16 protein-coding genes are annotated in these 20,400 nt (G+C 64.7%); 5 read left to right on the top strand and 11 right to left on the bottom strand.

Annotation, left to right across the window (positions count from 1 at the left end; all coding sequences use genetic code 11):
* Positions 1-90: 90 nt before the first annotated feature.
* From U5771_RS19460 to U5771_RS19440, 5 genes are all read right to left on the bottom strand, one after another.
* Positions 91-471, bottom strand: coding sequence for a hypothetical protein (locus U5771_RS19460; protein WP_322025479.1), 381 nt, complete (start codon positions 469-471; stop codon positions 91-93).
* A gap of 44 nt (positions 472-515) precedes the next feature.
* On the bottom strand, positions 516-830 hold the full coding sequence (locus tag U5771_RS19455) for a MarC family protein (RefSeq protein ID WP_322025478.1): 315 nt from the start codon (positions 828-830) through the stop codon (positions 516-518).
* Positions 827-2,362 carry an FAD-dependent oxidoreductase gene (locus tag U5771_RS19450; protein WP_322025477.1) on the bottom strand — a complete coding sequence of 512 codons (1,536 nt, stop codon included), beginning with the start codon at positions 2,360-2,362 and terminating at the stop codon, positions 827-829. The genes U5771_RS19455 and U5771_RS19450 overlap by 4 nt, the downstream gene beginning before the upstream one ends.
* Before the next feature lie 391 nt (positions 2,363-2,753).
* Positions 2,754-3,206 (bottom strand): phosphate-starvation-inducible PsiE family protein, encoded by a 453-nt coding sequence (locus tag U5771_RS19445; RefSeq protein ID WP_322025476.1) that lies wholly within the window; start codon positions 3,204-3,206, stop codon positions 2,754-2,756.
* Positions 3,203-3,577, bottom strand: coding sequence for a LysR family transcriptional regulator (locus U5771_RS19440; RefSeq protein WP_322025475.1), 375 nt, complete (start codon positions 3,575-3,577; stop codon positions 3,203-3,205). The genes U5771_RS19445 and U5771_RS19440 overlap by 4 nt, the downstream gene beginning before the upstream one ends.
* 417 nt (positions 3,578-3,994) lie before the next feature.
* Here U5771_RS19440 and U5771_RS19435 point away from each other — a divergent pair, with 417 nt between their 5' ends.
* The 5 genes from U5771_RS19435 (at position 3,995) to U5771_RS19415 (ending at position 12,048) form a co-directional block, all read left to right on the top strand.
* On the top strand, positions 3,995-5,080 hold the full coding sequence (locus tag U5771_RS19435) for a Dyp-type peroxidase (protein WP_322025474.1): 1,086 nt from the start codon (positions 3,995-3,997) through the stop codon (positions 5,078-5,080).
* Positions 5,073-5,888 (top strand): family 1 encapsulin nanocompartment shell protein, encoded by an 816-nt coding sequence (locus tag U5771_RS19430; protein WP_322025473.1) that lies wholly within the window; start codon positions 5,073-5,075, stop codon positions 5,886-5,888. Before U5771_RS19435 ends, U5771_RS19430 begins: the two co-directional genes overlap by 8 nt.
* A gap of 100 nt (positions 5,889-5,988) precedes the next feature.
* The gene (locus U5771_RS19425; protein ID WP_322025503.1) at positions 5,989-6,258 is read left to right on the top strand and encodes a hypothetical protein; all 270 of its coding nucleotides are present in this window, start codon (positions 5,989-5,991) and stop codon (positions 6,256-6,258) included.
* A gap of 554 nt (positions 6,259-6,812) precedes the next feature.
* A complete protein-coding gene (locus tag U5771_RS19420) occupies positions 6,813-9,644 on the top strand; it encodes an ATP-dependent Clp protease ATP-binding subunit (protein ID WP_322025472.1) in 2,832 nt (943 codons plus the stop codon).
* A 124-nt stretch (positions 9,645-9,768) separates the two neighbouring features.
* Positions 9,769-12,048 (top strand): FdhF/YdeP family oxidoreductase, encoded by a 2,280-nt coding sequence (locus tag U5771_RS19415; protein ID WP_322025471.1) that lies wholly within the window; start codon positions 9,769-9,771, stop codon positions 12,046-12,048.
* Between the two features lie 150 nt (positions 12,049-12,198).
* Here the strand turns inward: U5771_RS19415 and U5771_RS19410 are convergent, their stop codons facing one another.
* From U5771_RS19410 to U5771_RS19385, 6 genes are all read right to left on the bottom strand, one after another.
* Positions 12,199-12,483: a cytosine permease gene (locus U5771_RS19410; RefSeq protein ID WP_415859417.1), complete on the bottom strand. Its 285-nt coding sequence runs from the start codon at positions 12,481-12,483 to the stop codon at positions 12,199-12,201.
* 48 nt (positions 12,484-12,531) lie between these two features.
* Entirely contained in the window at positions 12,532-13,035 is a 504-nt protein-coding gene (locus U5771_RS19405; protein WP_322025470.1) for a pentapeptide repeat-containing protein, read from the bottom strand.
* Entirely contained in the window at positions 13,032-13,331 is a 300-nt protein-coding gene (locus U5771_RS19400) for a hypothetical protein (RefSeq protein WP_322025469.1), read from the bottom strand. The genes U5771_RS19405 and U5771_RS19400 overlap by 4 nt, the downstream gene beginning before the upstream one ends.
* Before the next feature lie 11 nt (positions 13,332-13,342).
* Entirely contained in the window at positions 13,343-14,905 is a 1,563-nt protein-coding gene (locus U5771_RS19395; protein WP_322025502.1) for a DUF6396 domain-containing protein, read from the bottom strand.
* A gap of 107 nt (positions 14,906-15,012) precedes the next feature.
* Positions 15,013-17,088, bottom strand: a complete 2,076-nt coding sequence (locus tag U5771_RS19390) for a phospholipase D-like domain-containing protein (RefSeq protein WP_322025468.1) — start codon at positions 17,086-17,088, stop codon at positions 15,013-15,015.
* A 35-nt stretch (positions 17,089-17,123) separates the two neighbouring features.
* Complete coding sequence (locus U5771_RS19385; RefSeq protein WP_322025501.1) at positions 17,124-19,991, bottom strand: type VI secretion system Vgr family protein; 2,868 nt, start codon at positions 19,989-19,991, stop codon at positions 17,124-17,126.
* Positions 19,992-20,400: the final 409 nt, after the last annotated feature.

Raw genomic sequence — 20,400 nt, 5'->3', positions numbered from 1 at the left:
TGTTTTTTACGCGAAAAGCGTGGTGTTCCGCGCCGTTTCTTCACCTTGTCTCGACCCAATCGGTCAAAACCGCACGTGATGGCGTGGTCGTCAACCGGTTGCCGCGTCGTCGCCGTCGCGCGCGTGCGAGATCGCTTCGACGAGTTTCAGTTCATCGTCGATCGACAGCGTCGTGTCGGTGACTTCGCCGCCGAGCGGCGCGAACGCGGCGATCAGCGCATCGTCCACCGGCCGCTCGTGCGATGCGCCGAGTGCCGTTTCGATGCGTGCGATCGCGCGGCCGATCAGCGATCCGGACGCCGCATGGCCGGGATCGATCGGGTGCGTGCGCAACTGCCCGTCGGCCGCGCATTCGACGATCACGACACCCTCCAGCGACACGACGGCGCGCTCGCGCAACGTCGCCAGTTCGGCAGCCGCACGCCGAGCCGTGTCGAGATCGGGATAGGACACCACGATCAACGTGTTCATCGGTCGCTCCCTCGAATCAATTTCCCCGTCGGCGCGCGTCGCAGTCAATGCAACCCGAATGCCGCCTTCCGGCTCGCGCCGATCATCCGCAGCGCGATCGCCGCGCGAATCATCCCCGTCAGGCGCTGCGAGTCGGCCGTTACACGCGGCGACAGGTCGTGGCCGATGAACGGCGCGGCCAGCAGCGCCGTGGTCGGCAGCACGAGGAACGCGACGAACGCGAACGCAAGCGTCCGGCCGCTCGAGAACGCCGTGTGGCCGGGCACGATCATCGTCGCGATCGTGCCGGGGCCGGCCAACGGCGGCATCGTCAGCGGATCAAGCGCGATGCCGTCGGCGGATGCCGGATCCGCGTTCACGCGTGCGTCGCGCCCTGCTGCTCGAGCGCCGCTTCCGCGCGCAGGCAGTCGAGATCGCGGCCGATCGTCGCGACCGCGAGCCGTGCATTACCGCGCCAGTACGTCACCGAACCGTCATGCGCGCGCAGGTCGCCGTCGATCTCGACGCGATCCCATTGCGCCGCGTGTCCCACATAGCGGACCGTCAGGTCGTAGTGCTGGCTCCAGAAGAACGGCACCGCGTCGAACGGCCGCTGCTGGCCGAGCATGTTGCGCGCCGCGGCGATCCCCTGCCGCTCAGCGACGACCCAGTGCTCGACGCGAATGCGTTCGCCCGTCAACGGATCGGGCCAGCGCGCGATGTCGCCGGCCGCGTAGATGTCCGGTGCGCTCGTCCGCAGGAAACGGTCGACCGTCACGCCGCGATCGACGGCCAGCCCCGCGTCCTGTGCGAGCGCAATGTTCGGATGCACGCCGATGCCGACCACCACGACGTCGGCCGGCAACACGTCGCCGTTCGACAGCGTCACGCTGTCCGGCGCGATCTGCGTGGGCGTCGCGCCGAGATGGAATGCCACGCCGTGCGCTTCGTGCAGCGCGCGGATCGTGTCGCCGAGCGCTTCGCCGAGCACGTGCGCCATCGGCTGCGCATCGGGCGCGACCACCTGCACGTCGAGCCCGCGCGTGCGCAGCGCGGCGGCCGCTTCGAGGCCGATGAAGCTCGCGCCGACCACGACGCAGCGCTGCGCCGTCTTCAGCTTGCCGATCAGCGCATCGCAGTCGGCGCGCGAGCGCAGCACGCACACGTGCGGCAGATCCGCACCCGGCACGGTCAGCCGGTTCGGCTCGGCGCCGGTCGCGAGCAGCAGCGCGCCGTAGCCGACGCGGCTCCCGTCCGCGAGCTCGACCGCGTGCTGCGCGGGATCGATCCGCGCGACGCGCGTGCCGCAGCGCACGTCGATGCGTTGGTCGGTATAGAACGAGGCCCCGCGCAGCGGCAACCAGTCTGCTTCGGCGGTGCCGGCCAGATAGTCCTTCGACAGGTTCGGCCGGTCGTACGGCGGCTCGCTGTCCGCGCTCAGCAGCGTGATCGCGTGCGGATAGCCTTCCTGTCGCAGCGTCACGGCCGCCGCGATCGCGGCCGCGCCGCCGCCGACGATCACCACCGATTCGGGCAGGCCGGCCGCGTTCAACGCGGGCGGCGATGCGGCGGGCCGCGCATCGAGCACGACCGCGCGGCCGTCGCGCCGCTCGACGCGCCAGCACGTCAGGCCGTCGAGCGCCGGCGCGCGCAGCAGTTCGCCGGTGCGCAAGCAGAACGCCGCGTGATGCCACGGGCAGCGAATCGTATCGCCGACCAGCAGCCCGTCGGCGAGCGGTGCGCCGTAGTGCGGGCATTGCGCGCCCACGGCAAACAGTTCGTCGGCGCGGCGCACCAGCAGCACCGTTGCGTCGCCGACCTGGCCCTCGATCATCGCGCCGTCGGCGATGTCGTCGAGCGCGATGCCCTGCGCGAGATCGGGACGTGAAGACGCGGCGTCGCTTCCGGACATGGTGTGACTCCCGGGATGTGGGGTAACGATCCCATTATCGGCGTCCTGCCTGAAAAGAACAGGTACGGACACCCCGCAGCGCACGCAAACGCGGACTGTGGCTTGCACGCGATCCACGTCCGGCGTAGAACCTCATTGACGTTGCGGCGCAACACGCCCGATGCAGATATGCACATGTGCGGATATCCGACGAGCGGGGCAATCCGCATGCCGCGCCCACCCTTTCACGGAGATGCGCATCGCGTCCAGCAGATTCACGGTGACGGGCTCCTCGGGCGGGCGGACCGGAATGCCACGCGCACGACGGCGATCACCGCATCGAATCAATCGATCTGTATAACGAAATGAATTACCGAACCGAAGCCCCTCATCGATCGGGCACGCACCCGCATTACCGACGCGTCCGCGCATCCTCCTCGACATCGTCGACTTCCGCCGGAAAGCGATGCTGACCGAAGCTGAGGATCAGCACGCCGACCGCGAGCAGCACGATCCCGAACGTGGTCATCAGCATCCGCTCGGGGCTGTCGGTCGCGCCGCGCAGGATCAGGTCGCGCGCGAGCGACGTCATCGCGATGAACAGCGGAAAGCGCACCGGCAGCCGGCCAAGCCGCAGGTAACGCACGTCCATCGCGAGCACTTCGAGATAGAGAAACATCAGCAGCAGGTCGGTCAGCGACACCTCGCCCGCGAGCACGACCTTCCACGCTTCCTGCGTCATCGCGAACGCGGTCGCGAGACCGATCACGATCAGCCCGGCCAGCTCGGCCGCGTGGAGGAAGTGTCCGAAGCGGCGGCGGATGCGCTCGGCGGCCGTATCGGCGGAAACAGTGGACGTATTCAAGGCGATGACCGGTGCAATGACGGTTGTGCCGCGATCGACGCTCCGTCGACGCGGCGGAGGGTGTCGGGCGGCGGAAAGCCCGCGACGCGCTCATCGCGAACGGTTGCGCACGCATCGGCCGCGGCGGCGGCCTGCGCGACCGCGGACAGCGTCCGCCGGCAGCACGCGTGGAACGCGACACCGGCATCGGTGCACGCCACGTCGTCGCCCGCGCGGCCCAGCAACAGCCGGCAGCCGAGATACCGTTCGAGGCAGTCGAGCCGCTCGCTGACTTGCGCGTCGCCGAGCTTCAGTTCGGACGCCGCGCCGGACACCGCGCCATGCTCGACCACCGCGACAAAAATGCGCATCGCTTCCAGCAGGTTCGTCATGATGGTCCTCGTCGGCAGGCGGAGCGAACCTAATCTACTGCACGCGCCACGCCCGCTCAAGAGCACAGCGCCGCGGGTTTCAGGAGTACAGCTGCACACCCGCGACGCAAAATCGGACCCCGATCAACCCATTCGAATGACAGATCGCCGATACGTGTTCCAAAGACCCGCCGAAGCTGCTAGATTGCATGCTCGACGACGTTACGCGGTGCGGCGGGCCCACGCGCCGGGCGAACGCGCGGCCACCCTGTCTGCCTCCCCGTTGCGTGCCCGGGCGGCAGGCCGCCGCCGCTGCGGCCCGTTGCGCGATGCCCGCGCAACGTCCTTCATCCGCATGTCACAAAGAGAACAGTCGCATGACACAGTCCAACCGTTCGTCTTCGCGCGCCGCGGCAGCCGCGGCCCATCCGTCCCGACATGACTGACCGGCAGGCCGCGATGCAAACCCCTCCCCCGCTTCGTCCGCTTTCCCAGGCCGTTCACAGCCCGATCACGCGCAGCGCGATCTTCCTCGTCGCAACCGTCAACGCCGGCGCCGACCGCGCCGACACGATCCGCGCGTGGTGCGGCGACATCGCCGCGCTCGTGCGCTCGGTCGGCAAGCGCGTGCCGGGCGGCAACCTGTCCTGCGTATGCGGCTTCGGCGCCGACGCATGGGATGCGCTGTTCGGCGATCCGCGCCCCGCGTCGCTGCATCCGTTCCGCGAATTCGGCGCCGGCCAGCGCGTCGCGGTCGCGACGCCGGGCGACATCCTGCTGCACATCCGCGCCGACGCGATGGACCTGTGCTTCGAACTCGCGACCCAACTGCTCGGCGCGCTCGGCGACGCGGTCACGGTCGTCGACGAGGTGCACGGCTTCCGCAACTTCGACCAGCGCGCGATGATCGGCTTCGTCGACGGCACCGAGAACCCGGAAGGCCGCGAGGCGGTCGACTTCACGGTGATCGGCGACGAAGATTCGGCATTCACGGGCGGCAGCTACGTGATCGTGCAGAAGTACCTGCACGACATGGCCGGCTGGAACGCGCTCGCGATCGAGACGCAGGAGCGCATCATCGGGCGCACCAAGCTGTCCGACATCGAGCTGGCGCCGGACGTGAAGCCGTCGTGCTCGCACAGCTCGCTGACCACGCTCGACGAAGACGGCCGGGAAGTGAAGATCCTGCGCGACAACATGCCGTTCGGGCGCCCCGGCTCCGGCGAATTCGGCACCTATTTCATCGGCTATGCGCGCTCGCCGGCGCCGATCGAGCAGATGCTCGAGAATATGTTCGTCGGCCGCCCGCCCGGCAACTATGACCGGCTGCTCGACTACAGCCGCGCGGTCACCGGCTCGCTGTTCTTCGTGCCGTCGGCCGATCTGCTCGAAGCGCTCGCCGCTCGCGCCGCACCGGCCGCCGACGCCACCGCCGCCGCACCGCCGGCCCCCGCATCGCCCGAGTCGCGTCGTGACGGCTCGCTGAACATCGGATCGCTGAAAGGAACCCAAGCCTATGAATAACCTGCACCGCGAACTCGCGCCGATTGCCTCGTCCGCCTGGGAGCAGATCGAGGAAGAAGTGGCACGCACCTTCAAGCGCTCGGTGGCCGGGCGCCGCGTGGTCGACGTCGAAGGCCCGGCCGGCCCCGCGCTGTCGGCGGTCGGCACCGGGCATCTGCGCGAGGTCGCCGCGCCGCGCGAGCAGGTGAGCGCACGGCTGCGCGAAGTTCGCACGATCGTCGAGCTGACGGTGCCGTTCGAACTGAGCCGCGATGCGATCGACAGCGTCGAGCGCGGCGCGCGCGACGCCGACTGGCAGCCGGCGAAGGACGCTGCGCAACGGCTCGCATTCGCGGAAGACAACGCGATCTTCGACGGCTATCAGGCCGCCGGCATCGTCGGCATCCGCGAGGGCACGTCGAACCGCAAGCTCACGCTGCCGACCGACGTCAGCGCGTACCCGGACGCGATCAGCGACGCGCTGGAAGCACTGCGGCTCGCCGGCGTCGACGGCCCGTACTCGGTCGTGCTCGGCTCGGACGCCTATACGGCGCTCAGCGAAGCGCGCGACCAGGGCTATCCGGTCCTCGGTCACATCAAGCGCATCGTCAGCGGCGAGATCATCTGGGCGCCGGCGATCAGCGGCGGCTGCGTGCTGTCCACCCGCGGCGGCGACTATGAACTGCACCTCGGCGAAGACGTGTCGATCGGCTACACGAGCCATACCGACAAGATCGTTCGCCTGTACCTGCGCGAAACCTTCACGTTCCTGATGCTGACGAGCGAAGCATCGGTGGCCGTGGCGCCGCAGGCCAACGCGGCGATCTGACGTCCCGCCTGCGCGCGATGCCTGCCGGGCGTCGCGCGCACCAGCCGCATTGCCGGCCGCACGTTCGTCGCCGACCGAACCATCCTGCATGGAGGGTGAAATGAGCGAATCGAATGAAGCATTACAGGCGCTGCAAGCGTCGGTCGACAGCCTGAAGCAGGCCGCCGATGCGAACGCGAGCCGCGAGGCCGGCGACACCGCCGTCCTGTTCACCGTGGTGTCGTTGATGCTGGCCGAACTGCCTCCCGACACCCGCAACCTGATCGAGGATTCCTTCTCCGTCTGGGCCAATGGTCTGCAGAATGCAACACTGTCAACCGACGCGAAGCAGATCGCACGGCAACGGCTCGCGATGAAACTCTCCGACTGATCGCGGTTCGTCACGGTTGCGCGATGTCCGGCGCGCACCGTGCAATCCGCCCGCTTCGCCATCGGCCTCGCGCCACGCACCGGTCGCGGTGCGGCGCGCGTGGCCCGGCGTAACCCGCCCGCGCACGCCGTCGCCCCGCGCGCTCGCGCCGATGCGCCCGCGCCGCGTCTCGCCGCGCGCCCCCCTTCCCGTTTGCCGCCTGCCGGCGCCCTGCGCGCCGATGTCGCAGCGCGCTTCGCGCGCATCGCGCGCCGCCACGTTTCCGTCTGTCGCATGCCGCACCCGCATGCGCGCGCGTCTGTACTCCTTGCGCCACCTGCGCACACGCATGTGAGGGTGCAATTCCCGGCCCGGCCGGTGCGGAACTGTGTCTTGGAGGCCCTGGGCCGATTCGCTATTTTGAACGCAGTCGAAGCGATGCCGCGGGCGCCGCGAAGCACCGGTGTTGCCGGCGTCGCACGCGGCCGGTTGCCGTGCCGGCACGCACACCCCGGCGCCATCGCGCATCGGGACTTCCCTTTCGATCCTCGTTCATTGACAGGAGCCAGACCACCATGCCCGCACTTTGCGATATCTGTCACGCCCGGCCGGCCGTCGCGCGCGCCACCGTGATGCAGGACGGCGAGCGCAAGACGATCTCGATCTGCGACTACCACTTCCGTCAGTTGATGCGGCATCAGAGCATGCTGAACCCGTTCGATTCGCTGCTGGGTGGTGGCGCGTCGCCGCTGTTCGGCGCGTCCGGCGACGAGTCGCCGCTTGCCGCCGAGATTCCGCGCGAATCGGTCGACCCGACCGACGTGTTCAGCGAGCAGACGCTCGAACTGCTGCAGCGCGCGGCCGAGAAGGCGCATGAACTGCGTCGCGGCGAACTCGACACCGAACACCTGCTGTACGCGCTCGCCGATACCGACGTGTGCGCGGCGCTGCTGAAGGAACTGAAGCTGTCGCCGCAGGACATCAAGTCGTACATCGACGCGCACGCGCACACCGGCACGGCCTCCCCCGAAGCATCGCTCGACAAGCTGTCGATCTCGCCGCGCGTGAAGAAGGCCGTGCAGTACGCGTTCCAGGCCTCGCGCGATCTCGGCCACTCGTACCTCGGCCCCGAGCACCTGCTGATCGGCCTCGCGTCGGTGCCGGACAGCATCGCGGGCACGCTGCTGAAGAAATACGGCGTGACACCTGAAGCGCTGCGCCAGAAGGTCGTGAAGGTCGTCGGCAAGGGTGCGGAAGACGGCCGTGTCGACGCGCCGACCGGCACGCCGAATCTCGACAAGTTCGGTCGCGACCTCACCGCGATCGCACGCCAGGGCAAGCTCGACCCGGTGCTCGGCCGCGCGCAGGAAATCGAGAGCACGATCGAGGTGCTCGCGCGCCGCAAGAAGAACAACCCCGTGCTGATCGGCGAGCCCGGTGTCGGCAAGACCGCGATCGTCGAAGGGCTCGCGCAGCGGATCGTCAACGGCGACGTGCCCGAAGTGCTGCGCGGCAAGCGGCTCGTCGAGGTCAACATCAACTCGATGGTGGCCGGTGCGAAGTATCGCGGCGAATTCGAGGAACGCGCGAAGCAATTGATCGACGAAGTGACCGCGAAGCACGACGAGCTGATCCTGTTCATCGACGAGCTACATACGATCGTCGGCGCGGGCCAGGGCGGCGGCGAAGGCGGGCTCGACATCGCGAACGTGCTGAAGCCGGCGCTCGCGCGCGGCGAGCTGAGCCTGTTCGGCGCGACCACGCTCAACGAATACCAGAAATACATCGAGAAGGACGCGGCGCTCGAGCGGCGCTTCCAGCCGGTGTTCGTGCCGGAGCCGAGCGTCGAGCAGACGATCGTGATCCTGCGCGGGCTGCGCGACAGCCTCGAGGCGCACCACCAGGTCACGTTCGCCGACGACGCGTTCGTCGCGGCCGCCGAGTTCGCCGATCGCTACATCACGTCGCGCTTCCTCCCCGACAAGGCGATCGACCTGATCGACCAGGCCGCCGCGCGTGTGCGGATCGGCGCGACGTCGCGCCCCGTCGAGATCCAGGAAGGCGAAGCGCAGATTGCGCAACTGAAGCGCGAGCAGGACTACGCGACGTCGCGCAAGCGCTTCGACGAAGCGAAGCAGTTCGACGAGCAGATCAACGAGAAGCAGAAGTCGCTCGATGAAAAGATGGAAGCGTGGCAGCGCAAGACCGGCTCCGAGACGCTCGAGGTGACCGTCGAATCGGTCGCCGAAGTCGTGTCGCGGCTGACCGGCATTCCGGTGTCCGAGCTCACGCAGGAAGAGCGCCAGAAGCTGCTGAAGATGGAAGAGCAGCTGCGCGAGCGCGTGGTCGGCCAGCACGACGCGGTGGTCGCCGTCAGCGACGCGGTGCGGCTGTCGCGCGCCGGGCTCGGCCAGACGCACCGGCCGATCGCGACGTTCCTGTTCCTCGGGCCGACCGGCGTCGGCAAGACCGAACTCGCGAAGGCGCTGGCCGAGACCGTGTTCGGCGACGAGCAGGCGATCATCCGCATCGACATGTCCGAGTACATGGAGCGGCATGCGGTCGCGCGGCTGATCGGCGCGCCGCCCGGCTACGTCGGCTACGACGAAGGCGGCCAGCTCACCGAGCGCGTGCGGCGCCGCCCGTACAGCGTGATCCTGCTCGACGAGATCGAGAAGGCCCATCCGGACGTCTACAACGTGCTGCTGCAGGTGTTCGACGACGGGCGTCTCACCGACGGCCGGGGCCGCGTGGTCGACTTCAGCAACACGATCATCATCGCGACGAGCAACCTCGGCGCCGCGATCGTCATGGACAACCTCACGCAGCCGGAAGCCGCGCGCAAGACCGACAAGGCGATCCGCGAGGAATTGATGCAGGTGCTGAAGGGCCATTTCCGCCCCGAGTTCCTGAACCGGATCGACGAGGTGATCGTGTTCCATGCGCTGTCGAAGGAGAACATCCGCTCGATCGTGCAGATCCAGCTCGACCGCGTGGTGCGTACCGCGGCCGCGCAGGACATCACGCTCGTGATGGGCGACTCGCTCGTCGAACACCTGACCGAAGCCGGCTACCAGCCGGAGTTCGGCGCGCGCGAACTGAAGCGGCAGGTGCGGCAGATCATCGAGACCAAGCTCGCGAAGGAAATCCTTGCGGACAAGCTGACGTCCGGCGATCGCGTCGAAGTCGACTACGACAAGGCCGGCGACGAAGTGACGTTCAACAAGCTGGCGCCGCCCGACGCCAAGGACGCAAAGCAGGATGCGGACGGCAAGATCAAGCCGAACGGCAAGGCGGCCAAGGCATCGCCAGATGAACAGGATGACGAAGCACAACCGCATACGCCGCCGCCCGCGGCGAAGGCATCCGGCAAGAATTCGTCCGGCGCGAAGAAGGACGCGCACTGATACCACGCAAGCCCGGACACACGGGCCCGCATGACCGGCTCCGTCCGCCGGACGGAGCCGCCCCACGCCGCGACGCGGCGCAACCCGAGCCACCCCGCAGCGGGCCCGGCTCATGGAGATTCACATGACAAATCGACGCGAAGTGCCAGGCATCAGGAAGTACGATGGGCCCGCCGGCGGTTGGGGCGCGCTTCGCGCGACAGCCGATGCGGTGCGCACGCAGATGGACGCCATCGAGGCGCCGATCGTGCTGATGCGGACCAACCAGCCCGACGGTTTCGACTGCCCCGGCTGCGCCTGGCCCGACAAGGAACACAAGTCGACGTTCCAGTTCTGCGAGAACGGCGCGAAGGCCGTCACGTGGGAGGCGACGACCAAGCGCGTGACGCCCGAGTTCTTCGCGGCGAACACCGTATCGTCGCTGCTGCGCATGTCGGACTACGAGCTGGAGAACATGGGCCGGCTCACGCATCCGCTCGTCTACGATCGTGCGACCGACACCTTCCGCGCGGTCGAATGGGACGACGCGTTCGCGCGCATCGGCGAGGTGCTGCGCGCGCTGCCGCCCGAGCAGGTCGAGTTCTATACGTCGGGCCGCGCGTCGAACGAAGCCGCGTACCTGTATCAACTGTTCGCGCGCGAGCTCGGCACCAACAACTTCCCCGACTGCTCGAACATGTGCCACGAGCCGACCAGCGTCGGCCTGCCGCAGTCGATCGGGATCGGCAAGGGCACGGTGTCGCTGGAGGACTTCGACCACTGCGAGCTGATCATCTCGATCGGACACAACCCCGGCACGAACCATCCGCGCATGATGGGCACGCTGCACGAGTGCGCGCGCCGCCACGTGCCGATCATCGTGTTCAATCCGCTGCGCGAGCGTGCGCTCGAACGCTTTGCCGATCCGCAGGACATGATCGAGATGGCGTCGTTCGGCTCGACGCGCATCGCATCGACCTACTACCAGGTCGACGCGGGCGGCGACGCGGCCGCGCTGAAGGGCATCATGAAGGCGCTGCTGCAACTCGAGGCCGAGCGCGGCGACGTGCTGGACCAGGATTTCATCGCGCAGCACACCAGCGGCTTCGACGCGTTCTCCGCCGACCTGCAGGCCACGTCGTGGGACGACATCGAGCGCGCGAGCGGCCTGAGCCAGGCGCAGCTCGAGCAGGTCGCGCTCGCCTATGCGAAGTCGAACGCGACGATCGTCACGTACGGGATGGGCGTCACGCAGCACAACAAGGGCACCGCGACCGTGCGCCTGATCGCCGACCTGCTGCTGATGCGCGGCAACTTCGGCAAGCCCGGCGCGGGCGTGTGCCCGCTGCGCGGCCACTCCAACGTGCAGGGCAACCGCACGGTCGGCATCACCGAGAAGCCGTCGGCCGAGTTCCTGCAGAAGATCGAGGATGTGTGCGGCTTCAAGCCGCCCGCGCAGCACGGACACGATGCCGTGCAGGCCATGCAGGCGATGGTCGACGGCCAGGCCAAGGCGCTGCTGTGCCTTGGCGGCAACTTCGCGGTCGCGCTGCCCGATCCCGAGCTGTCGTTCCCCGCGATGGCGAAGCTCGATCTCAGCGTGCATCTCGGCACGAAGCTGAACCGCTCGCACCTGCTGGTTGCGAAGGAAACCTACATCCTGCCCGTGCTCGGCCGCACCGAGCTCGACATCCAGGCGAGCGGCCGGCAGTCGATCACCGTCGAGGATTCGATGTCGATGGTGCACGCGTCGGCCGGCAAGCTCAAGCCGGCGTCCGACGTGTTGCGCTCCGAGCCCGCGATCGTCGCCGGAATCGCGCATGCGACGCTGCCGAACAGCAAGGTCGCGTGGCTCGACCTGATCGCCGACTACGACCGCATCCGCGACCTGATCGACCGCACGGTGCCCGGCTTCGAGGCATTCAACGAGCGCATCCGCACGCCGGGCGGCTTCCGCCTGCCGCTGCCGCCGACCGAGCGCGTATGGCCCACGCCGACCGGCAAGGCGATGTTCTCGGTCTACAAGGGCGTAAAGGAAGACGCGGACGTGCTCGGCGCCGAGCAGGTGCTGCGGCTGATCACGCTGCGCAGCCACGATCAGTACAACACGACGATCTACGGGCTCGACGACCGCTATCGCGGTGTGTTCGGGCGACGCGACGTGCTGTTCATGAACCCCGCCGATCTCGCGAAGTACGGGCTCGAACACGGCGACCTCGTCGACATCGAGACGGTCACCGCGTCCGGCCGCACGCTGCGTCTCGAGAAGATCACCGCGATCGAGTACGACATTGCGCCGGGCTCGGTCGGCGCGTACTACCCGGAAGCGAACGTGCTCGTGCCGCTCGACTACATCGACAAGGAAAGCGGTACGCCGTCGTACAAGTCGGTGCCGGTGCGGGTCGCGCGCTCGGCGGTCGTCTGATCCGCGGGCAGGCCGGTTCGCGACACACGGTACGCCGTGCGCTGCCGCGAACCTGACCCTGCCCCTCTCTCCCCTTGCCCCGTCCCCCGGCCGCCGCATCGCATCCGCTGCGGCGGCCGCTTGCCTGGATCGCGCCGAACGACGATCCGCTTACCGCGCCGCCGACGACGGCAGATGCGCGCCCGTCTGCCGGCGCCGGTAGGCGCTGTCGCGCGTCGCGAGCCAGTAGTACAGCGGCGACGTCAGCGCCAGCCCGACGAGCCACGACAGGTCGGCGCCCCCGAGATGCGCGGGAATCGGGCCCGCAACCATCGGCGTGTTCATGAACGGAATCTGCACCAGGATCCCGATCGCATATGCGAGCAGCGCCTGCGGATTGAATTCAGGGTCCGCGTCGAAGGCTGAGCAACACGAAACACTCTGCATGGCGTCCACCCATTCACGGTCGCCGCAAGGCAAACCGTGAATGAACAGGTGCTCGGCTCAATGCCCGCCGTTGATTTCCGTGTCTTCGAATGCAAGATGCTCGAAATAGCTGCCCGTGAAATCCACGTCCAGCCCCTTGAGTCCATGGGCTTCGACCGTGCTTCCCGTGCAGTCCAGCACCTGCACCGAATGCCACGTGTTGTCGTCGAACCGAACGCCGTTCCACTTGCATCCGAGAAATTTCACGCTATTGAACGTACTACCCTGAAAGGCGGCCTCATCGAAGGCGCAATCGACGAACGTGCATCCGGAAATTGCAATCCCCGAAAAATCGCAACCGGCAAACGTACAGGCAGAGAACTGGCAGCCTGTCCAGCCGGCTTGCTGGAATGACGTGCCGCTGAAACTGCTGCCGCTGAAGCTGCTGCCGGCGAATTGCGCAAGACCCAGATCCAGGCCGGCATAGGCCGAACTATCCGTCTGACCTGAGAGTCCTGCCGGCATTCCACCGGCACCCTTGCGCCACAGGTCATGCTTGTAGATGATTTCAGAACTGCTCATGAGTCTGCGTCTCGATGCGCCCGAGCAGACGATTCGCCTTCGCCGTTGCCGGCCGCCTGTTCGTCATCGTCGTCGGACGGCGCCGAATCGCGGCTGGCGAACCAGGCGACAAGGCCGCCCAACGCAATCAGCGGGCCGAGGAAGAGGAATTTCTCGATCGCAAAATCGCTCACGTCATGCGAACCGTAGCTGCCTCCACTGATCTGGGACACCGCCCCCAAGGACGCGATGACAGCCCAGGCAACCAGTATCAGGCCGCCGGCCACGACGATCGCGGCCATTGTCGACTTGCGCATTCTTCGCTCCGTCAAGCGTCACCGGACGCGTTGCCTACACTGACTTCCGGCAGTTTCGCGAATCCGAGGCGATTGGCCTCGTTCCACCACGTCCAGGTCACTTCCGCCGGCGATACATCCAGATGCATGTCCTGCGGATCAGGGAACGAATCACCCTGGGCGACATAGGTCTGGCGGTACCACTGATTGAACGTCGCGGCTCGAGGATGGTCATCCGTCACACTGGCCTGCCATATGCCCGTCACCGGGCACGCGCGTGTGCCTCGACACTGGATCAGCGGATCGGGAAATTGCGCGGCGCGCGCGATGCCCTGCGTCACGCGGGGTTCCGATACCGATTGTTGTACTGCCACCGGAATCGCGTCGCCGACGTAATGAAAGAAGATGCGTCCATCTTCCAGAACAAGGCCGGGACGACTGCGATCGAATAGTTCGTCCTTGCTGTAGTGCATCGGCACCTGCGCCAGATTCCAGGCGAAATGACGTTCGGCAGTCGGATACTTGATCTGCGCGAGCCAATAGCCGCCCACCGGCGCAGCGGTGGTTTCCGCCTGCGGAGGTACGGTGACAGGCGGCTTCTCCGGCAACGTGTAGCCATCGGGTACAAGCGCGCGACCGGTACGTAGCGAGACCGGATGAGCGGCGGGTTTGGAAGGCGACGCCGGTGCCGACATCACGGCCTTCGCCGCATTGATCAGCGTCTCCTTGTTGCCGTCCCACTTGGGCAATTTGGATGGCGGCAGCGGCACCACCTTGTCGAGATTTGGCAGGCGAAGGTCGGGATCGCGCTCGAGGCGGTCGGCGAGCACGCTGTAACGCTCGGCACGCGCCCGGTCCTTCACATTGCCTGCTACCGGTTCGCCGTCATCGAACGCACCGAACAAATAACCCGCACTCTTGGCGCTGCCGTACTTCACGCCTTCATGCAGGATTTTGAGGGCTCGCTCGTTGTCTTCGCCAAGCGACTTGTCGGAACCAACAAGCGTCGTTCCGAGTGCATATGCGGCATCGCCGTTACCTTGGGAAAATCCGCACTCGAGCATTTTGAGCGCAATCTTGCGGTTGCCCCAAAAGCCGGCTTTCGGATCGTCATAGACTGCGTCGAGCTTGCTACCCAAATAAGCCATGGCGCTCGGACTTCCCTTGTCCGCCGCGAGTTGCCAAAATGCGTACGCACGACTGGCATCCTGCTTTACCCCGGTCCCGTTCATGTAGTACGTCCCCATCAGATCGTACGCAGCCGGGATGCCCAACTTCATGGCTTGCTCCGTGATTTGCACGGCGCGCTCGGTATTGCGATCCACGCCCAACCCCTGGGCGTAGGCATTCGCGAGATTCACCATTGCCTTCCAGTGCTTGCGTTCAGCGGCCTTGCTCCACAGCGCGACAGCACCGGCGTAGTCACGCTGGTTTGGCCACAATGACGCGCTTGTCATAGTCAGCGCCAGCTGATTCCAGCGGTCCGCCTCTGGATCAACTGCCGGAACCACCGATGCTTCATGCACGCAAACAAACGTCTCGCGATGCGGATTGAAAGCGTCGAGCGACATATTTCGCGGAAGGGAGTCGTTCATTGAGCAAGCTGTACAAGCAAAGAACAGAAAGAGAGAAAACACGCCTGCCAGGCGCACACGTTTGGACATTGCGGAAGTCATCGGAACTCGCATGATAGGAATGCGCACTATGCCAGCCGAACACTGGATGTGCGTTCGTCGTGAAATGGCATCAGAAAGCCCGCCGGTTCGAGACCACGCTTCCTCTGAATAGCGTTGGTATCCATGAGTTTCTGCCATTTCGTGAACGTCTCCTTGATCGCGATAGGGCTGCCGTCGCTACCATCATGCTTTCCGCCGGTATGCAGCTTCCAGACTCGCCTGCGCAAATCGGTGCTCTTGGCACGATCATCGCTGCCTACGTTGATCTCCGCGTCCACCGCCATGCTTCGCAAATTCAGGTTGGCACTGCCCAGCGTAAAGAAACTGTCGTCGATCAGCAGCAGTTTGCTGTGGATGTAGATTTCCCGGTACCGCGCTGCAATCGCTTGCGTTGGCAACGGCAGCATCGGCGCCAGATCCGGGTCAGGCAACTCGCCCTTGGCTTGCTGCTTGTTCACATATTCATCCCAGCGAGCCTGCTGCTTCGCCGTCTCCGTGCTCAACTTGGAACTGCGCCAATTTCGGTCAAAGGTCCAAAGGCTACCGACAAGCACGCGAATACCCATTTGGTCCAGTGATCCCGCAAGTGACGCCTTGTCGCCGAGATCCTTGGAGCTTTGCGCCGCCGGCGAGAGCGGTGCCGGATAGAGATCGTAGTCGAGACGCTCCCCGCTCGCCTTCTGTCGCTTGACATAAGCGTCCCAAGTGGCCTGTTGCTGGCGGTTGCGCGCCAACTCGTCTTCGACTGCCTTGTCTTGATTGGGCATCGATGTGCCATGGCCCAGGACCTTAACCGTGTCGTGCGTACGCGGCACCATTTGTGTTCGCTCAGGCGTAGGAATGACGACCATCACGTGTAAGTTAGGTATGTCGTTCGGACTCTTCCCGGCTGCCTGACTACAAGACAGAAACTGCGTTCGCAATTCCTTCAGCTTCTTCGGCCACTCTGTATATTGGAAATACTGGTTCTCGACGTAGATATAGCTGCGTGCAAAGGACATGGCCTGCTCATACAGGGCCTTGATGGATTTATCCTTTTCTTCGGGCTGTGTGCGCACGACTTGCGCCCGCTGACACGGTGTGCCGAGATTTTGCGTCAAGCCCGTCGGCACCTTCTTGAAATCGTGCGTTCGCGATACGTTCACACCTTTGCCCTTGGCGCGGTTCCACGCATCGACAAAGTTCTTGCTGACCGCCACCAGCGCTTCGCCTCGAATACGGCTCGCGTAATCCTGATACGGCTTCAGGCCGGGCTGAACGTCATTGGCCCCTTCCCATGACTCGCCACGACGGGGGTCGTTGAAAAGGTGCTGCTGCGTATCCCAGTAGTCCGTCACGCTATTCAGCCCCATCACATAACCGACTGCATGTGCACCACCTTCATACTCGTAGTCGATCAGGATGGTCTTCTGATGGTCGGTGGCCACTTTCTCCAGACCCAGCACTTCGGTGAAGTCACGTTTCCCCGGCTCGCCTGCAAGGCTCTCATGAACAGCCTTGCTACTGCCATCTCGCGTTCGAATCGACAGATTGGGCAGCCGGCCCGCGAACGCGTCGTCATACCAACGCGCATTGAAATCCTCGCGCCGTTCCTGCGGTGTCTGCGGTTGAGGCGGCTTGCCGGTCGGCAAATAGATACCGCCGCTCGCGCCGACCATCATGGCCATCTTTTCTTCGTAGTTCAGACGACCGCTGCTATGTCCCGGCATGTTGTTCGAACCAAGACTTCCGATAAACCCGTACCACGACAGCAAGCGAACCTGAACCGGTTTGCCATTGTTGAATTTCCCCGCGGCCACGTCGCGCAACAGTCCACCCCAGGTATCGCCGCGCGGCCATACCGATCCATTGCGGATCAGTTCCATGCCCGGATCGAAACCCCAACAGATGATTTCCACGCTGTGCTTGGCCGCCTTCAAATCGGCCGCGATTTGCTTGAACGCATCCTCGCCGCAAATGAACACGTCGAGATTGTTCTTCTCATACGGAGGTGCATAGTAGGTTTCCTTCTTCTCCAGAAACCACTGCGCACTGGCGACCGATTGACGTGTGCAAACATCGACCGGCGCCTTCGATTTGTTTTGGGTATTGGTATCCGACATCAGGTTTCTCGTCAAAAGCCGCTGAGCATCACGTGTCAGCCCTGTGCATGGCGCTGGCGCGATTCAGGATCGCCATCAACCGCGCGCCATCCCTGGGCAGCCAATTGCTCATCGTCGGTCAAGGCCCCCTCCACTACCGGCACATCGATTTCGTGCCCGTTGTGAAGCTTGACCATATAGGACGACGTGCCCTTCTGGTGATTGGCAATGATCAACTGACCATGCTCGTCCGTTACACCGTCCGCAATCTTGGCCGTGCCCTTGTAAAGGGTATAGGGCTCATAGGCAAGCGGCCGACCGCCATCGGGATGCGAACGAAGGATCACCGCAAGACTGTCCTTTTGCTCCAGTTCCTTGAACGAAACGGGATCAGGCGCCTTCACCGGCTTGTTGTCGGGCCCGACGAGGCTATGCGACGCCGCGTGCTCGCGCCAAACGCCGCTCGTGCCGTGTACCACGCCGCCACCGTTCCACTGGCTGTAGCTGGATCCGCCATTGACCGACACTTCATTGCTCGCCTGCGTATTGACTTTCGGCGAGCGGAACACGATCTCTTCACCTGCCTCGAGAATGATGCGCCTGGCGGCCTTGACGATAACGTCCTCCTTGTGTGCCTCGATCCGAAGCTTGCCATCCGCCGTGACCAGCTTCATGCCCTTGGCCGCGAAGGCGCTCATCCAGTCCCCGACCCGTATCAGCAACCGCCGTCCCGCGCTGATCTGCGTATTGCCCGAACTCACGGCATCGATGGTCGTCTGCGCACCGAGCACCATCGCGTCCTGACTCACTACGGTCACGCCGGCCGGCCCCTCGATGGCAACCATTGGTGCGCCACCTGTGCCGCCGCCCTGGTTGACGTTGCTTCCTGCATCCCAACTCTTGATCTGCGACGCGATCTTCTCGATACGCGCCAGGTCGGTATTATCGGCATCATGTGCAGCAGACGCGTCGCCAAGGTTTTGAACCAGTTCCTGCAATTGCTCGATCAACGTCTGCAATGCCGTACGCTCGAGCATCTTGCCTTCGGCACGCCCCTGCTGCTGAGCCGTTACGTACACGCCTTTCGCAGCACGAACGACGGCCTGAGCGTCGGTTCTGGCCTCCAGACCGTCACCGCGAGGTGCGCCTTGACCGCCATCGCGAGGCTCCGTCAGGTAGCCCATATTCAACTGCGTGTAGGTGTGTTCGCTGGCAAGCTGACTGCTGATCTGGCCGGGCGTATCGTCGAAGCGCAACTGGTTATATCGATCAGCCTTGACTTCCTTGGTCTTGATGCCGGACAGATATCTATTGCCCGGAAGCGTACCCGTGTGACTGAACGTGGTCGGCATATTGGGAGCGCCGTGCAGCACGCCGGTCACAATCATCTTGTCCGGATCACCGTGCAAATGGTCGATCAGCACTTCCATCCCGGCGCGCGGAAGCATGTCCATCCCGTAGTTCGGACCTGCCCATGGGCTGACCCATCTCACCCACGCGCTGTCCCGCTCGGTTCCGCTGGCACCGGCACCCTGCGCATGTGCATGATCATCGGCTCGCAAACCAAGAATCTGCACCTTGATACGGCCGAGTTCATCGCAATGGACTTCTTCGCCGTCCTGGCCGACCACCTTGGCGGTAAACGGATGCACGGGAGGCAGATCGACACGCGGATCGTAGGCGGGCGTCAGCGGCACGCCACGGCGCACGCATATGAACGTGTTCTCATAGCGGACGCCGACACCCTCTTGAGCCGGCAGCGCATCGAAGCTCCAGCGGCTCGCGGCAAACAATGCCTGAGCCCGCTCGTCGAGCACCTTGGCGAAATTGTTGGTGGCACGATGGTGCAGACTGGTAACGACGAACTGGCGCTGTTCCTCGGGCCGGGTGTCGACTTCTGGATGCCCCCGCAGCGTAAACCAGCAACCCGGCGACACATCACGGACGTCGCTGGACGCATATACGCATTCGGCACGATGTTCGTGCGCGAGAATGCGCGCCTTCGCCAGGCGCTCCTGGTCTGCATCCGAATCACCTGCGTGCGGAACGTCGATGACCGAATCGGCCAGCAACTTGGCGAGATCGTTTCCGGCCTCACCCTGATCGACGATCGTCTCCTGCTCGGACTGAAGCATCCTGCCAGTCTTGTAATCCCAACTGGAACGTCGGACGCTTCCAGGCGTCAGCGCACGAGCAGTGGACCATAGTGTGACCGAATCGCGTTCCCTCGACTGCGCACCGCGATGGTAAGAAACGCTGCCCGCGAGTGCCTGCGGCAACTTCGTCGGATCGTCGCAGAATACGATTGTGTGGACCGGCGTATCGGTTGCCGCGCCGTCATGTTTACCGGCCCGGGCGTACCAGAAAATGCCGTCACGCCGACATAGCCGGCGGATAAAGGCCGCATCCGACTCATCCGCCTGGCGGGACTGCTCGCGCTTCGGATACGGGTTGCGATCGAGGAGGAGTTCGAAATCGAAGGCCTGTGCCAACGCCGAACTGCGTTGCTGCCACTCATGCAACAGCGTTTCCAGAATGTCCGGAACACTCATCGAACGGAACGTTCTGCTGTTGACACGCTGCTCAAGGATGCTGAGCGCATCCCGCAACGTCAGCTGGACACATGTGAGAGAGCCGTCCGACTGGCCGGCACGTACATCGGTGACGATCCCGTTGATCGGGTACGGCTCGCCTCGATCCGTTATCAGTTGAACCGAAAGCGGTAGCCCCAAAAAAGTAGCCAGCGGCAAGTCCGGGCGTGACGACAGACAAGTCAGGTGCCCTTCGATACCAGTGCACAGGCCTTCCGTCAGATCGATATTCTGCGGCACCAGGACGTGTGCAAGCGCGCCTTGATGACGGCCCCAATGAAACCTGATCGCACGATTATTCTGATCGAGCGCGCTAGCGAAGGCGCGCAGCATTTCGGTCACGTTCACTTGTCGATTGGCATTCGGCAACGGCGCTCTCAGATCGCCACGTCGCCTGCGCACTTAATTGTTTAGCGTTTGATTTTAAATGCAAAGTTCACACAATAACAATCTCGTCATGATAGTCGCGATGCGACGAGTGGTAGCGCGCCGGATACTCCCGACGCCGCGCATCTTTCGCCAGGGACAGTGGCAAAAAATCAGAATAGACCTTTGATTTTGTTGAGTTTTCCGATACGCCAAACGCGCGATTGCAGTCACACCCACCGCGACTGTGCCTTCATCCGACCATTGCCCGACAATTCTTGACTATGTGCGCGCCCCCGAACTGGTAGGATGCGCCTCACCCTACGCGACACACCCAGAACGCCTGATCGCCCCCTTTTTTGCCAGCTCGCGAACC

This window comes from Burkholderia sp. BCC1977 (assembly GCF_905339595.1).
GTDB lineage: Bacteria > Pseudomonadota > Gammaproteobacteria > Burkholderiales > Burkholderiaceae > Burkholderia.
This window is presented reverse-complemented; position numbering and strand designations above follow the sequence as displayed.

Coding starts and splice junctions, on each gene's coding strand:
- U5771_RS19460 (WP_322025479.1), bottom strand. CDS start 471: ATGAACACGTTGATCGTGGTGTCCTATCCCGATCTCGACACGGCTCGG.
- U5771_RS19450 (WP_322025477.1), bottom strand. CDS start 2,362: ATGTCCGGAAGCGACGCCGCGTCTTCACGTCCCGATCTCGCGCAGGGC.
- U5771_RS19440 (WP_322025475.1), bottom strand. CDS start 3,577: ATGACGAACCTGCTGGAAGCGATGCGCATTTTTGTCGCGGTGGTCGAG.
- U5771_RS19435 (WP_322025474.1), top strand. CDS start 3,995: ATGACTGACCGGCAGGCCGCGATGCAAACCCCTCCCCCGCTTCGTCCG.
- U5771_RS19430 (WP_322025473.1), top strand. CDS start 5,073: ATGAATAACCTGCACCGCGAACTCGCGCCGATTGCCTCGTCCGCCTGG.
- U5771_RS19425 (WP_322025503.1), top strand. CDS start 5,989: ATGAGCGAATCGAATGAAGCATTACAGGCGCTGCAAGCGTCGGTCGAC.
- U5771_RS19420 (WP_322025472.1), top strand. CDS start 6,813: ATGCCCGCACTTTGCGATATCTGTCACGCCCGGCCGGCCGTCGCGCGC.
- U5771_RS19415 (WP_322025471.1), top strand. CDS start 9,769: ATGACAAATCGACGCGAAGTGCCAGGCATCAGGAAGTACGATGGGCCC.
- U5771_RS19405 (WP_322025470.1), bottom strand. CDS start 13,035: ATGAGCAGTTCTGAAATCATCTACAAGCATGACCTGTGGCGCAAGGGT.
- U5771_RS19400 (WP_322025469.1), bottom strand. CDS start 13,331: ATGCGCAAGTCGACAATGGCCGCGATCGTCGTGGCCGGCGGCCTGATA.
- U5771_RS19395 (WP_322025502.1), bottom strand. CDS start 14,905: ATGAACGACTCCCTTCCGCGAAATATGTCGCTCGACGCTTTCAATCCG.
- U5771_RS19390 (WP_322025468.1), bottom strand. CDS start 17,088: ATGTCGGATACCAATACCCAAAACAAATCGAAGGCGCCGGTCGATGTT.
- U5771_RS19385 (WP_322025501.1), bottom strand. CDS start 19,991: ATGCTGCGCGCCTTCGCTAGCGCGCTCGATCAGAATAATCGTGCGATC.